At 63.9% G+C, this 15,080-nt stretch carries 7 protein-coding genes and 1 pseudogene; 5 read left to right on the top strand and 3 right to left on the bottom strand.

The features are described from left to right. Nucleotides 1–329 precede the first annotated feature (329 nt). Nucleotides 330–1,088, bottom strand: a complete 759-nt coding sequence (locus tag JOY90_RS04380) for a transglutaminase-like cysteine peptidase (RefSeq protein ID WP_291689933.1) — start codon at nucleotides 1,086–1,088, stop codon at nucleotides 330–332. A gap of 620 nt (nucleotides 1,089–1,708) precedes the next feature. Here JOY90_RS04380 and JOY90_RS04375 point away from each other — a divergent pair. Together JOY90_RS04375 and JOY90_RS04370 are read left to right on the top strand one after the other, a co-directional pair. Continuing rightward, complete coding sequence (locus JOY90_RS04375; protein ID WP_291689932.1) at nucleotides 1,709–7,660, top strand: VCBS domain-containing protein; 5,952 nt, start codon at nucleotides 1,709–1,711, stop codon at nucleotides 7,658–7,660. Nucleotides 7,661–7,733: 73 nt separating this feature from the next. After that, nucleotides 7,734–9,959, top strand: coding sequence for a CHASE2 domain-containing protein (locus JOY90_RS04370; protein WP_291689931.1), 2,226 nt, complete (start codon nucleotides 7,734–7,736; stop codon nucleotides 9,957–9,959). On the opposite strand, the gene JOY90_RS04365 is transcribed toward JOY90_RS04370, so the two are convergent. Then, nucleotides 9,941–10,105, bottom strand: coding sequence for a hypothetical protein (locus JOY90_RS04365; RefSeq protein ID WP_291689930.1), 165 nt, complete (start codon nucleotides 10,103–10,105; stop codon nucleotides 9,941–9,943). The genes JOY90_RS04370 and JOY90_RS04365 overlap by 19 nt on opposite strands. Nucleotides 10,106–10,128: 23 nt before the next feature. Further along, nucleotides 10,129–11,724, bottom strand: a complete 1,596-nt coding sequence (locus JOY90_RS04360; RefSeq protein WP_291689929.1) for an ABC transporter substrate-binding protein — start codon at nucleotides 11,722–11,724, stop codon at nucleotides 10,129–10,131. Between the two features lie 279 nt (nucleotides 11,725–12,003). Here JOY90_RS04360 and JOY90_RS04355 point away from each other — a divergent pair, with 279 nt between their 5' ends. From JOY90_RS04355 to JOY90_RS04345, 3 genes and pseudogenes are all read left to right on the top strand, one after another. Then, nucleotides 12,004–13,614, top strand: a complete 1,611-nt coding sequence (locus JOY90_RS04355; RefSeq protein WP_291689928.1) for an ABC transporter substrate-binding protein — start codon at nucleotides 12,004–12,006, stop codon at nucleotides 13,612–13,614. Between the two features lie 179 nt (nucleotides 13,615–13,793). Beyond that, nucleotides 13,794–14,747, top strand: coding sequence for an ABC transporter permease (locus tag JOY90_RS04350; protein WP_291689927.1), 954 nt, complete (start codon nucleotides 13,794–13,796; stop codon nucleotides 14,745–14,747). A 3-nt stretch (nucleotides 14,748–14,750) separates the two neighbouring features. Continuing rightward, nucleotides 14,751–15,080, top strand: a pseudogene (locus JOY90_RS04345) (ABC transporter permease); the annotation flags it as partial.

Below are 15,080 nucleotides of genomic sequence, written 5' to 3'. Positions count from 1 at the left end.
GATTGTAGCCCATGCCATAGTTCACGACGTTGGCGGTATCGGCCGCGCCCTTGACCAATTGCTCGGTGGTCTGGGCGTTGGCGGCAAACGGAGCAAAAGCAAGACAAGTCGCAAGCGCAATGCGTTTCATGTGATCTCCCTCCCTCGCGATCCCTTCAGGGATCTGATCTCTTCGCGGATCTAGGATGATCGTAAGCGCCGCGGGAGGATTGCGTCAATCAATCGGCGAGCACGAAATCACAAAGAGAAATTACAGCCGCAATATTTCGCTGCGCGAAATCGCCGCGAGCTGAAATGCGTTGCAGCATCGAGGAAGATCTGCCGGTGCCTCAGGGCGTGGCAACCGACGCGTCCTGTTGGGGAGCGGCCGCAAGCATCGGCGGCTCGGAGTACCGCATCACCCCGGCTTCGCCGATCGAGAACAATGGGCGATAGTTTCGGACGGCCGAATCCTCGACCATGGCCATCCGCCGGTTGTCGAGCATCAGCCAATGGCCGTCGAGCCGGGCCGCGGTGACCGCGTGATCCTCGCCGTTCATCGCGTCGCGCAGCACCACGATCTGCAAATCCTCCGCCGCAACGCCGGCGAGTTGCAGCGCGATCCATTTTGCGATCGCATAGTCCTCGCAGTCGCCGGCGCCGCGGTCGAAGGTGACGAGCGGCGAGCTCCAGACGTCCTCCTCGCCGTATTGGGCGAGATCGCTCATCGGATGGATGGCAAGGTTGATCGCGCGGTTGACCTGGCCGAGCCGCGCGCGGCCCTCGTGGCTTCGTCCGGCGTCGACGATGGCGAGAAACCGCAGCGCCGCGTCCGAAGCGCACCGCTCGCGGTCGCCGTCGCAGAGCGCGAGCTGCACCCGCTCGTCTTCCAGACGACGCATGACGGCGCGCCATTTGCGCAGCAGGTCTCCGGAGGAGACCGGAGCCACGGCAAGTCCGAACGGTGCGACGGCGGGCGAGGCGGGCAGGATGGCGTGGATCGCATCGAGCGTGCCGGCCCGGGCGCAGGCGACCGGCCCGAACCAGCCCATCCCGCACGCAATGATGACGATGGCGCGCCATGCGCGCGCGCAAGCCGAATGCCCCATCTGACGCCCCTTGTCCGGGCATCGCCGAGGCGCATTGGGCCCCCGTGACCGGATCGTTCCGCGGGTAATGATGGGGAGAGGGGGTGTGGGCCGGCCTAACGACTGCCGAATCGTGCGGGAAACGCGTCAACAGGCTGAATGCCGCCTTGCCGACTTCCGGAAAATTGGCCTGCCTCGGGCGGGAGACGAGGACGCTAGCAATAGCCTCCGGTTCGCCACAATACAGCCAATGGTTGCATATATCCCAGGTTCCGAAGAGTATGGCTAACGCGCCCTCAAGCGGCAGCTTTTGTTGCCGGGATCCTAGTAAAATCACGGAAATCGACGCAGTATCCTGCAAGTCAATACGGCTGCAAGTCTATCCAAGTATTCCGGTTACTCTCTGTATTCAACATTACTTCATGCCAGGAAAAAGGACATGAACATAACGCGCGACATCACATGACATGACAAGGTGAAGCCTCTCTGTTCATATCGCGAGTGAAGATTGAGGGCAAAAAATTGGCCGCTTTGAGGTCGATGACACAAGCTAAGGATGGTTTCGCCACGCTTTTGCCAATGATATGCAAGCATCCGCGGTGAAATATTTATTTGAATATTAACCCATTTTTTGGTGCCATTTGAATTACGCAGGCAAATTTGACGCTGCGGTTTCGCCCCACGGCCCGGGATCGCCATCCCATTCCTACGTCCACACCGATTCCTTTGCGTCACACGCGCCGGCCGATGCGATCGTTGTTCCCGATGCGGATCTGCTGTTCGGCGGCGCTTTCAGGCGCTCCGGCGCCGACCTCATCCTCTCCAAGGACGGCCGTGACTATGTGGTGCATGACTACTTCAGGGGCGACAAGCACGTCGCGCTGGCTTCGCACGACGGCGCCCATCTGACCGGAGACATCGTCAACGCGCTGACCGGTGAGGTCCAGGTCAGCCAGGCCGCCGGCGATGCCGGCGCCCACCAGGTGATCGGCCACGTCACCAAGCTCACCGGCAGCGCCACGGCCGTCCGCAATGGCGTCTCCATCGTCCTCAACATGGGCGACAATGTCGAGAAGGGCGACGTCGTCCAGTCCGGTGGCAATTCGACGCTGGGCCTGACCTTCATCGACGGCACCGTGTTCGGCCTGTCGTCGAATGCACGGATGGTGCTGAACGAGATGGTTTACGACCCGAACGGGTCGAACAATTCCTCCCTGCTCAGCCTGGTTGCGGGCACCATCACCTTTGTCGCCGGACAGACTGCCAAGCACGGCGACATGAAGGTCGACACGCCGGTTGCCACCATGGGCATCCGCGGCACCGCCGTGCTGGTCGAGATCGACTTCTCCGTTCCCGGCCAGAACGGCGCGCCCAACGCGAGCTTCCAAGTGCTGGTCGAGCCGGACGGCAGCACCGGTTCCTACATCCTGTTCGACAAGACCACGCTGCAGCCGATCGCGGTGGTCAACCAGGCCGGGCAGCAGATCAACTTCAACAACGGTGTCATCAGCCAGACCAACTCGCCGCTGCCGCCCGACGTGCAGAAGCTGATCCAGGACGTGTTCCAGCAGAAGTTCACCGACAACTCGAACACCAAGTCGACCTCGCCGTTCAACGACTCGACGATCCCGCATTCCGACAACATCATCATCAAGCTCGCGGACGGCTCGTCCGCCACCGCCATTTTCCAGAATATCAACTTCGCCGGCAGCACGCAGTCGACAGGGTCGGGCGGTCCCGGCAACAGCCTCGTCCACGTTCCCGGGCCGCCGACCGTGGTCGTGATCGACCCCTCGGGCAACGTCACCACCAAGTTCTCCTTTTCCGAGCTGCTCGGGAAAACCGGCGACGCTGCCGATCTCGACACCGTGGTCGGCAAGGTCACCTTCGCCGACGTCAATGCCGGCGATCAGCCGACCGTGAAGGTCGACTTCAGCTCGTTCTCCTATCAGGACGCCGCGCACAACGACGTCACGTCGAAACTGTCGACCCTGCAGCTTGCCGACATCGCCGCGACCGCGGTCAAGATCGCGGTCGATCCTGCCGCCGGCAACAAGAACTACGGCTCGGCGACCCTTACCTACAGTATCGCCGATTCCGCCTTCGACTTCCTGGCCGCCGGCGAAACGCTCACGCTGACCTACATGGTGCGCGTCGACACCAACTACGCGCCGGACGACGAATCGACCTTCGTCCCGATCACGATCACCATCGTCGGCACCAACGATGCGCCCGTCATCACCACCGGACCGGCAAAGATCGCCTTTTTTGGCGGCACCAGCGTGCCCGGCGGCCCGCTCGATTCGGCCGACGCCACCTCCGGCACGCTGTCGTTCGGCGATGCCGACCTCACCGACACCCACAAGGTCTCGACCAAGCTCGCCGGCGCGGTGCTGTCAGGCGGCGGCAGGGTGCCGCCGGGACCGGAAAAGATCTTCGAGAAGGCGTTGTCCGCGTCGATCGCGACCGACAGCAACGGCACCGGCTCCGGCGTCATCGATTGGAGCCTGGCGCCGCTGCCGGCCTATCTCGCCGACTTCATCCCCAAGGGCCAGACGCTGACGCTCACCTACACGGTGACGGTGACGGATTCGCAGGGCGCGATCTCGACGCAGACCGTCACCGTCACGATCAAGGGCACCGACGATCCGGCGGTGGTGTGGATCGCGACCGGGAACTCGGACGGCCTCTGGAGCGATGCGGCGAACTGGGAAACCGGCACGGTCCCGACCGCGAACGACGACGTCATCATCATCACCGATCAGTTGAAGGGGCTGACGCCGTCCTTCCCGGTCACGATCGACGCCCCGGCCTTCGCCAAGTCGGTGACGATGAACGACTTCTCCGAGCCGGGTGGATCGGGGCCGGCGCCGGAGCTCGACAATCTCTCCACGCTCACGATCGGCGGCACGCTGACGCTGTCCGCCGATTCGATCCTGCACAATTCGGGCACCATCAGCGTCGGCGGGCTCGCGGAATTCCTCGATCAGAGCGTGCTGTCGAATTCCGGCACGCTCACGCTCGCGGGCGGTGGCGGCTTCGGAGCTTCGAGCCACATCACCAACACCGGCACGATCGAACTGTCCGGCGGCACGCTCAACGTCCTGGTCGACGTCAACAATCACGGCGGCACCTTCACCGTCGACGACGGCGCGGTGCTGACGCTGAACGCCGGCGCCATCGACGGCGGCACGGTCACCATCGACGCCACGTCCACGACGAGCCCGTCCACGCCAGTCTCAGAGAATGTCAGCGGCCCGCAGGATGGCGGCGGCGTGCTGGCGCTGACGGGTTCGAGCGCGCTTTCGAGCGGCACGCTGGTCAATGACGGCACGGTCGACGTCTCAGGCAGCGGCAACGCGCTGCATCAGGAGATCGTCTCCAACAAGGGCGAATTCGAGATCCAGGTCGGCGGCGTGCTGCTGCTCGATGACGACACGGTGTTCGACAACGGCTGCGGCACGCTGACGATTGACGATCATGCGACGCTGACGCTCGATGATGCGACCGTTTCCGGCGGCGCGATCATGAGCGGCGGAACGATCGACATCATCGGGTCGAGCACCATTGACTGCAACGCCACCCTGTCCGGCGGCCATGTGACCGTCGAGGATGGCGTCATGCTGACGCTCGACAATATCACGGTGAGTTGCGCCATCGTGACGCTCAAGACCGAAGGCTCCAGTATCAAGGTCGAGGACACGCTGAAGCTCGACCACACCACGATCAGTGGCGGCGGCATCGACAATCAAGGCACGATCGAGATCACGGGCTCGAGCAGCATCGTGAACGATTTCCTGACCAACGGCGCCGGCGTTCTCAAGGTCGACGATGTCCAGGTTCTGACGCTGGACGGCAGCACCGTCAGCGGTGGCACGATCGACGACGAGGGAACGATCGAGGTCAGTTCCGGCGCAATCCTGACGCTCGAGGACGACGTGACCGTGACCGGCGGCGGCACGATCGAGGATGACGGCGAGGTCAAGGTCGCTTCCGGCGCGATGCTGACGCTGAAAGACGGCGTCACCGTGACCGGTGGCGGCACGCTGACCAATGCCGGCGCCATCGACATCGAAACCGTGGCCGGCGCCGTGTTCGACGGCGTCGCCGTGGACAACGCGGATGGCACGATTCAGGTTGATACCTCTACTCCCGGCGGGGTGAACGCCATCCTGACGCTCGAGGGCGGCACGACCGTCGCCGGGGGCTTCCTGTCGATCGGGATTTCCGGCGAGCTGGAAGTCATGACTGCCTGCGGCGCGACATTGTCCGAGGTCTGCGTCGCCAATTCCGGCACGATCTACGTCGACAGCAGCGCCACGATGACGCTGGACGACACCACGATCAAGGGCGGCACCATCGACGATCACGGCACCATCGAGGTCAAGTCGGGCGACACGCTCGCGCTGGATGGCGTCACCGTGGACGGCGGCAAGATCGACAATTGGGGCACGCTCGAGATCAAGGGCTCGACCGAGATCGACGGCGACAGCTTCGAGAATCAGGGCAAGATCATCGTCGATTCCGATGCGATGCTGATCCTGAACGGCACCACCATCACCGGCGGCACGGTGATCAACGACGGCACGATCGAGTCCACCGGCGGCGGCAAAATCGACGAGGCCAGCATCACCAACAACGGCGTCATCGAGTCGACCGCGGGCACGATGACGATCGATCCGCTGGCGCAGGCGACGCTCACCAACAACTCGTCCGGCATCATCGAGGCCAAGGGCGCCGGCGCCGAGCTCGACATCGTCCACGAGGATATCCACAATTCGGGAAGCCTGGAGGCGGTCGGTGGCGGCACGCTGAAGCTCTCCGGCCTCACGGTCTCGAACAGCCATGGCGACGTGACGGTCGACCATTCTTCGGAGCTCGATCTCGACGGCGCCACCGTCAACAGCGGCGAGGTCGACAATGCCGGCGAGCTCGATTCGAGCGGCGACAGCGCGATCAATGGTGCCACGGTCGACAATGGCGGCGGCACCATCGACGTGCTCTGCGGCACGCTGACGCTCGACAACACCACGATCAGCCACGGCACCATCATCGACGGCGGCAAGATCAAGGTCGACGACTGGAAGACGCTGAAGCTGAACGGCGTCACGCTCCGCGGTGGCGGCACCATCGACAACGACGGCACCATCGAGATCATCCACTCGGGCAGCATCGAAGAGGTGACGATCGCCAATTTCGGCGGACTGCTATTGATCGACTCCTGGCAGACGCTGACGCTGAACGGCACCACGGTCAACGGCGGCAAGGTCGCCGACTATGGCGTCGCCAACGTCGATCAGAACTACACGCTGACGCTGAGCGGCGTCGTGTGGTCCGGCGGCAAGATCGACAATGACGGCACGATCGACATCACAGGCTCCAGCAGCAGCAGCATCAACAACGACTGGCTGGACAACCACCAGCTCACGATCGAGTCCGGCAAGATGCTGACGCTGGATTGCACCACGATCGACGGCGGCGCTGTCATCGACGAGGGTACGATCAAGGTCGATGCCTTCAGCAGCCTCGACCTGAACGGCGTGACGTTGAGCGGCAGCGGCGGCGGCACGATCCAGAATGCCGGCGTCATCGAGATCACCGATTCCAGCAGCATCGATGACGCGCACATCGTCAACGGCCACGGCGCGACACTGGTCGTCGACGGCCACGAGACCCTGACGCTCGACGACAGCACGGTCACCGGCGGTACCATACTGGTCGGCGGCACGGTCAAGGTCGACGCGGGCCATGCGCTGGCCCTCGACAATGTCGACGTGCTCGGCGGCGGCGGTAATACGCTCGTTAACGGTGGCACTATCTATGCCCAGAATTCGTCTGAGCTGAACGGCTTCGGCTCGGTGGTCAACAACGGCACGATCGAGGTGAAGTCCGGCAGTTTGGAGATCGGCGAGAACGTGACCAGCACCGGAAACGGTGCTGGCATGTTCAAGATCGCTGCTGGCACTACATTGGCGTTCGACTCCGGGGTCGCTTCGAGCGAGACCATCGACTTCGAATCCAATACCGGCAAGCTGGTGCTCCACGATTCTCGTGATTTCAAGGGCACGATCAAAGACTTCACAGGCAATGGCGATCCTAATTCCTCCGATCAGATCGATCTGGCCGACGTCAAATTCGACCCGATCAAGCTCACGAAGAGCTACAGCAATCATATTTTGACCGTTAGCGACGGCATCCATACCGCGAAGCTGCATTTAGACGGCAACTATCAGTTGGCCAACTTCAAGTTCATGAGTGATGGCCATGGCGGCACGCTGATCATCGATCCTCCGGTTGACGGCGATACAGGCAACGATAGCGGAACGATCCCGGCGCCAGATCCCAAGGCACCTTCGGACGTGATCGACGCGTTCGTGTTCGACTTCACGGGCAAGCAGGCCTCGCCCGGCGATTTCAGCCAGCTGCGCGATGGCCTGCATTTCATGAACCCGCCGCCCGTCAATCCGCCGCCGGTGGGCGGGCTGTCGGACCAGGACGCCGGCATCGCGGGCTTTGCCCCTGATGGCCAGGACGTGACCGGCTGGTCCGGCCTGCTCAAGGCGGCGCTCCACCACACCGATTTCCACGTCTGAAACGGTTGTGGCCGGCGCCGCCGGAGCCAACTCCGTGCGTGATCAATTCTCTTCCGCGTGATACGCAGCAAGCATGAAACGGTGGCGCGTCATCCGGCGGTGGTTCAGGCGAAGCGGCTACGCCCGGCTGGTCTGCTTCGGCCTGCTGATCGCCTTCGCGGCGATCCGGCTGGTGGATCCGGCGCCGCTGCAGGAGCTGCGGGTCCGGACCTTCGACACCTTCCAGCATGTCGATCCCCGCAAGAAGACCATCCGGCCGGTGACCATCGTCGACATCAATGACGACAGCCTGAAGCGGCGTGGCCAGTGGCCGTGGCCGCGTACCGATCTCGCCGACCTCGTCATCAACCTGACCAATCTCGGCGCGGCGGCGATCGCTTTCGACGTGATGTTTCCCGAGCCCGATCGTCTCAATCCCGACATCGCTGCGCGCAACATGCGCTTTCTGGACGAGGTGACCCGGGCCAAGCTCAGCGAACTGCCGAGCAACGACCAGGTCCTGTCCGAGGCGATCCGGCGTTCGCGGGTGATCCTGGGCGAAACCGGGCTTGCGACCGTGCCGTCGGAGCTCGACCAGACCCTGCCCCTGACCGGTGTCGCGAGCGTCGGCGACGGACCCGAGCCGAAGATGTTCGAGTTTGCGGGCCTGTTGCGCAATGTCCCGATCCTGGAGCGGGCAGCGGCGGGCCGCGGCCTTCTCACCATCGTGCCCGAGCGCGACGGCATCATCCGCCGCGTGCCGATGATCCTGAAGGCCCAGGACGCCACCATGCCGGCATTGAGCCTGGAAATGCTGCGTGTCGTCAGTTCGACGCCGACGCTGCTGATCAAATACGACAAGGCCGGCATCAAGAGCGTCGGCGTGAGAGGGCTCGACATCCCGACCGACCGGAGTGGCCAGCTCTGGGTCCACTTTGCCCGCCATGACCGGTCCATCTACGTCTCGGCGGCCGACGTTCTCGACGGCGCCGTGCCAATCGACAGGATCAAGGGCAAGCTGGTGCTGATCGGAAGCTCGGCGGTCGGGCTCTACGACGTCAAGACGACGCCGGTCGATCCGGCGATGCCGGGCGTCGAGGTCCATGCCCAGGTGCTGGAGAGCGTGCTCGCCGGCGAGGCGCTGGTGCAGCCGAACTACGGCATCGCGATCGAGTTCCTGGCCGCGCTGATCATCGGGATCCTGGTCATCATCTTCACGCCCAATCTCGGCCCGATCCGGCTCGTCCTGGTCGGCGCGCTGTTCGCTTCGCTGCTGATCGGAGCCTCCTGGTATTTCTATGTCCATGACCGGCTGCTGATCGACTTCACCTATCCGCTGCTCTCGACTACCGCGATCTATCTGACGCTGATCTTCTCGAGCTTCGTCCGCGAGCAGCGGCAGCGGATGCAGGTTCGCGAACAGTTCGCGCAATACATGTCGCCGGCGCTGGTCGAGCAGCTCGCGCAGTCGCCGGACAGGCTGAAGCTCGGCGGCGAGGAGCGGGAAATGACCATCCTGTTCTCCGACGTCCGCGGCTTCACCTCGATCTCGGAAAGCTACAAGCACGATCCGCAGGGGTTGATCGCGCTGATGAACCGCTTCCTGACGCCGCTCACCAACGTGATCCTGGCGCGCAAGGGCTACATCGACAAATACATGGGCGACGCGATCATGGCGTTCTGGAACGCCCCGCTCGACGACGAGGCGCATCAGCTCAATGCCTGCGAGGCCGCGGTCGACATGCTGGAGCGCATCGACGCGCTCAACAGGGAACGGGAGCAGGAGGCGGAGGACGGCGGTCACGTCTATATCCCGATCAATGTCGGCGTCGGCCTCAACACCGGGATCGGGGTCGTCGGCAACATGGGGTCCGATCTCAAGTTCAACTATTCGGTGCTGGGCGACAGCGTCAATCTCGCCTCGCGCCTGGAGGGGCAGACCAAGGAATACGGTTTTCCGATCATCGTCGGGTCGAAGACCGCGCTTGCGGTCAAGGATCGCTTTGCGATCCTCGAGCTCGACTTCATCATGGTGAAGGGCAAGAAGGAGCCGGAGGTGATCTATGCCATCGCCGGCCGCGAGGACGTCGCGCATTCCGAGCGTTTCCAACGCCTGCGCAACCTCACCATCGAGATGCTCGCCTGCTACCGCAGCCGCGACTGGGACGGCGCGCTGGCCGCGATCGCGCGCGGCCGCCGCACCGACGAGGCGCACGCGCTGGAAAGGCTCTTCAACCTCTACGAGGCGCGCATCCGCGACTATCAGCAGAACCCGCCGCCACAGGACTGGAACGGCGCCTATCAATTGCTGACGAAGTAGCTGATGATTTCCGTAGGGTGAGCCAAGGCGCGAAGCGCCGCGCCCACCATTTTCTCAACGGCGCTGCGCTGAATGGTGGGCACGCTTTTGCCTTCGCGGGGTGAGCTTCGGTGCTTGCGGCCGCTTTGCCACCCGACGCGGATCACTCCACCCTCGCGATGGTGGCTACTCACTCCACCCCGATCGTCGTCAGGTCCTGGAACCAGTGTTGCGCCTGCACGAAACTCTTGATCTTCGGCGACAGCGCATGCGGGTTGGTGTCGTGCACCACCCACACCAGCGCGGCGTCGTCGACCACGAGCGCGTGGGCCTGCGCGATCAGCGCGTCCTGTTTTGCGCTGTCGAACGTCTGCTTGGCCTCGTTGATCAGCGCGTCGACCTTCGGGTTCTTGTAGCCGCCCCAGTTGACGCCGGTCGGCGCGACCTGGTCGGAGGCGAAGAAGCGGACGATGGCGTAAAGCGGGTCGGAGGTCACATAGGCGATGTTGTTGGCGGTGATGCCGGCGTTCATCTCATCGGCGGCGCCCTTGCGCCAATGGGTATAGAGCGTCTCCAGCTCGACCACCTTGAAATCGATATCGATACCGATCTCCTTGAAGCTCTGCTGCAGGAACTCGTTCATCGGCAACGACAGCATCTGGCCGGTGCCGCCCTGGGCGATGATGAAGGTGGTCTTCAGCGGCTTCTCCCTGGAGTAGCCTGCGTCCTCGACCAGCTTCTTCGCCGCGGCGAGATCATACTTGATGTCGAAGCTCGGCTTGCCGAACCACGGGCTTGACGGGTCGACCTGGCCCTTGGCGGGCTTTGCCAATCCGTTCATCAGGCCGACCACGGCGTCGCGGTCGATCGCGAGGTTGAGCGCCTTGCGCAGCCGGATGTCGGTCCAGGGTGAGCCGGGCAGCACGCTCAGATGGTAGTTCCAGACATGCGGGGTGACGTTGTCGACGATCCGCATGCCGGCGGCCTTGAGCTGCGGCACCGCGTCCGGCGCCGGCGTCTCGGTCAGGTCGACCTGCCCGTCGAGCAGCGCGTTGGTGCGGGTCAGCGCTTCCGGCATCGGCACCAGGATCAGCTTGTCGACCTTCGGGATGCGGTTCTTGTCCCAGTAGTCGGCATTCCTCGACAGCTCGGCGAGCTCGCGCGGCACCAGCTTCGTCAGCTTGAACGGCCCGGTGCCGGAGGGCTCGCTTGCGAACTTGTCCCAGTCGCGGCCGAGCTTCTCGTATTGCGCGGGGCTCGAGACCAGGAACCACAGCATCTGATAGGGGAAGAAGGAATCGACGTTCTTGGTCGTGATCTCGATGGTGGAATCATCGACCTTGGCATAGGCCGCGACCGAGGGCAGGCGGGTCTTGACCTGCGCACTCTGTCGCTTGTCGAACTGCGGCGCCTTGTCGTTCAGCACCTTGTCGAGATTCCAGATCACCGCATCGGCATTGAAGTCGCTGCCGTCGTGGAATTTGACGCCCTTGCGCAAGGTGAAGCGCCACTTGGTCTTGTCATTGTCGTCGACCTTCCACTCGGTCGCGAGCCCCGGCACCAGTCTGCCCGGCCGGTCGGCGACGCCCATTTCCCAGGAAATCAGAGGATCGTAGATTGTATAGCCGGTGAATTGGTAGGCGCCGGCGCCACGGTCAGGCTGCCCCGTGGTCAGCGGAACGTCCGCCATCGACATGCCATAGCGCACCACCGTCTCGGCGGGCGCGGCAAGCGCCGAAGCGGCAAGTGCAAGCATGGCGAGAAGCAGCGAAGATCGCATGCGCATGAAATCAGCTCCGTTGGAAGGCGACAGGAGAGGCAAATTTTCGCGCCGGAACTTGCAAGCTTGATGCCAGATTAGGCAATGCGCGCCGTGCGGGCGCCAATCCCCAAGGAGCTGTGATCCCAAGGGCAAATGGCATGGCGATTGGCGCGGTGCGAACGCCGTTGGCATAGCCGTTGCATGCAAGTGCTCAAGAATTAGCCAGCGCCGGAAGGGATTGAGATCATGCGTCTTGGAATATTCGGAAAATGCCGTGCGGTACCAGCAGTTGTGCTGCTGGCAATGGCGACGGCGGGTACCCTGCCGCAGACCGCACGTGCCGAAACGGTGCTTCGAATCGGCATGACCGCTGCCGATATTCCGCGCACGGTCGGCCAGCCCGACCAGGGTTTTGAGGGCAACCGCTTCTCAGGCCTCACCATGTATGACGCGCTGACGATGTGGGATCTGTCCTCCGCCGACAAGGCCAGCGTGCTGATCCCGGGGCTTGCCACTGAATGGAAGATCAATGACGACGACCACACCAAATGGCTGTTCAAGCTGCGTCCCGGCGTCAAGTTTCACGACGGCTCGCCGTTCGATGCCGATGCGGTGGTGTGGAATGTCGACAAGGTGCTGAGGAAAGACGCGTCACAATACGATCCGAGCCAGGTCGGCCTGACCACCTCGCGCATGCCGACCTTGGCGTCGGCGCACAAGATCGATGATATGACCGTGGAGCTGGTCACGACGGAGCCGGACAGCTTCCTGCCGTTCAACCTCAGCAACCTGTTCATGGCGAGCCCCGCGAAGTGGCAGAAGCTCTACGACGCGGCTGCCGGCGCCGATGCCAAGGCAAAATCGCAAGCAGCCTGGGAGGCGTTTGCGCGCGACGCTTCGGGCACCGGCCCGTGGAAATTCGCGGGCTTCACGCCGCGCGAGCGGCTCGAAGTCGTGAAGAACGACGACTACTGGAACAAGGCGCGCGTGCCGCATGTCGACCGCATGGTGCTGCTGCCGATGCCGGAGGCCAATGCCCGCACCGCGGCGCTGCTGTCCGGTCAGGTCAACTGGATCGAGGCGCCGGCGCCGGATGCCATTGCCGAGATCAAGCAGCGCGGCTTCGTGCTCTATAGTAATGAGGAGCCGCATGTCTGGCCATGGCAGTTCTCGCGGCTCGAAGGCTCGCCGTGGAACGACATCCGCGTCCGCAAGGCGGCGAACCTCTGCGTCGACCGCGAGGGCCTGAAGGATGGTCTGCTCGGCGGCTTCATGGTGCCGGCCACCGGCACCTATGAGGAGGGGCATCCCTGGCGCGGCCATCCGGCCTTCCAGGTCAAGTATGACAAGGCAACGGCGCTGAAGCTGATGCAGGAGGCGGGCTATGGACCGGGCAAGCACGTTCAGGTCAAGGTGCAGACCTCGGCGTCGGGCTCGGGCCAGATGATGCCGGTGCCGATGAACGAATATCTGCAGCAGGCGCTCGCCGAATGCTATTTCGACGTGCAGATCGACGTGATCGAATGGAATACGCTGACCACCAACTGGCGGCGCGGCACCAAGGACGCTTCCGCCAACGGCTCGAATGCCGTCAATGTCACCTATGCGGCGATGGATCCGTTCTTCGCGCTGGTGCGCTTCCTGCAGTCGTCGATGGCGCCGCCGGTCTCGAACAATTGGGGCTACATCAACGAGCCGAAATACGACGCGCTCGTCGCCAAGGCGCGCCAGACCTTCGACCCCGCCGCACGCGATGCCACGCTCGCGGAGCTGCACGCGGCCTCGGTCGACGATGCGGCGTTCCTCTACGTCGCCCACGACGTCGCGCCCCGCGCGATGAGCCCGAAGATCAAGGGCTTCGTGCAGCCGAAGAGCTGGTTCGTCGACTTCTCGCCGATCACGATGACGCCGTGAGTGCGATGCACGCCGCGGAAAGGAAAGCTCCCCTCCCCCTTGCGGGCAGGGGTGGGGGGAGGGGGTACCGCGGGCTCAGTGCTTGTGGCTTACCCCTCTCCCTAACCCACCCCCGCAACGGGGGAGGGAACACAGCGTGCCGCGCTCGCTCATCTGCGCCCAACAACGCAAGGTGACCCGTGCTTTCCTACATCGCTCGACGCATCGTCTATGTCATCCCGATCGTGCTCAGCGTGGCGCTGGTGTGCTTCCTGCTCGTGCACATCACGCCCGGCGATCCGCTGGTCGCGGTGCTGCCGGCGGACGACTCGCAGGAGCTCGCCAACCAGTTGCGCGCGATGTACGGCTTCGACCGGCCGCTGCCGGTGCAGTTCGGGCTGTGGCTGTGGCGCGCGCTCAACGGCGATCTCGGCAATTCCATCGCCACCGGCCGCCCGGTGCTCGCCGAGGTCATCCGCGCGGTCGGCAACACCGCCATGCTCGCGGTGGCGGCTGCCATGATCGGCTTCACCTTCGGCCTGCTGTTCGGCCTCATCGCCGGATATTTCCGTGACACCTGGGTCGACAAGCTCGCGACGTCGTTCGCGATCGCCGGCGTCTCGATGCCGCATTACTGGCTCGGCATGGTGCTGGTCATCATCTTCTCGGTCGAGCTGAACTGGCTGCCCGCGGTCGGCGCCGGCTCCGGCGGCTCGCAGGCCTGGGCCTGGGACTGGGAGCATCTGCGCTATCTGATCCTGCCCGCGATCACCTCCTCGGTGATCCCGATGGGCATCGTCACCCGCACCGTGCGGGCGCTGACCGGCGACATCTTGAGCCAGGATTTCGTCGAGGCGCTGCGCGCCAAGGGGTTGCGCGAGAAGGGCGTGTTTGGCCACGTCGTCAAGAATGCAGCGCCTACCGCGCTTGCGGTGATGGGATTGCAGCTCGGCTATCTGCTCGGCGGCTCGATCCTGATCGAGACCGTGTTCGCCTGGCCGGGCTCGGGCCTGCTGCTCAATTCCGCGATCTTCCAGCGCGACCTGCCGCTGTTGCAGGGCACGATCCTGGTGCTGGCGCTGTTCTTCGTGATCCTCAACCTCCTGGTCGACATCGCGCAGGCCGCGATCGATCCACGCATCAAGCGGGCCTGAGCCATGAGCGTGACGCCGATCGAAGCGATGGCGCAGGGCGCGCTCGAGGCCGCGCCGGCGACCAAGGCGCGCGGCTATTGGGCGACCGTCGGCCGCAGGCTCGTGCGCGACAAGGTCAGCATGACCTGCGCGCTGATCCTGCTCCTGATCTTTCTCTCCGCGCTGGTCGCGCCCTGGCTGCATCTTGCCGATCCCTACCAGGGCTCGATGATCCGCCGGCTGCGGCATATCGGTACGCCGGGCTATCTCCTCGGCACCGACGAGCTCGGCCGCGACATGCTGGCGCGGCTGGTCCATGGCGGACGGCTGTCGCTGATCACGGGCATCCTGCCT

This window comes from Bradyrhizobium sp. (genome assembly GCF_019242285.1).
In the GTDB taxonomy this organism is placed as follows: Bacteria; Pseudomonadota; Alphaproteobacteria; order Rhizobiales; family Xanthobacteraceae; genus Bradyrhizobium.
This window is presented reverse-complemented; position numbering and strand designations above follow the sequence as displayed.

Coding starts and splice junctions, on each gene's coding strand:
- JOY90_RS04380 (WP_291689933.1), bottom strand. CDS start 1,088: ATGGGGCATTCGGCTTGCGCGCGCGCATGGCGCGCCATCGTCATCATT.
- JOY90_RS04370 (WP_291689931.1), top strand. CDS start 7,734: ATGAAACGGTGGCGCGTCATCCGGCGGTGGTTCAGGCGAAGCGGCTAC.
- JOY90_RS04360 (WP_291689929.1), bottom strand. CDS start 11,724: ATGCGCATGCGATCTTCGCTGCTTCTCGCCATGCTTGCACTTGCCGCT.
- JOY90_RS04355 (WP_291689928.1), top strand. CDS start 12,004: ATGGCGACGGCGGGTACCCTGCCGCAGACCGCACGTGCCGAAACGGTG.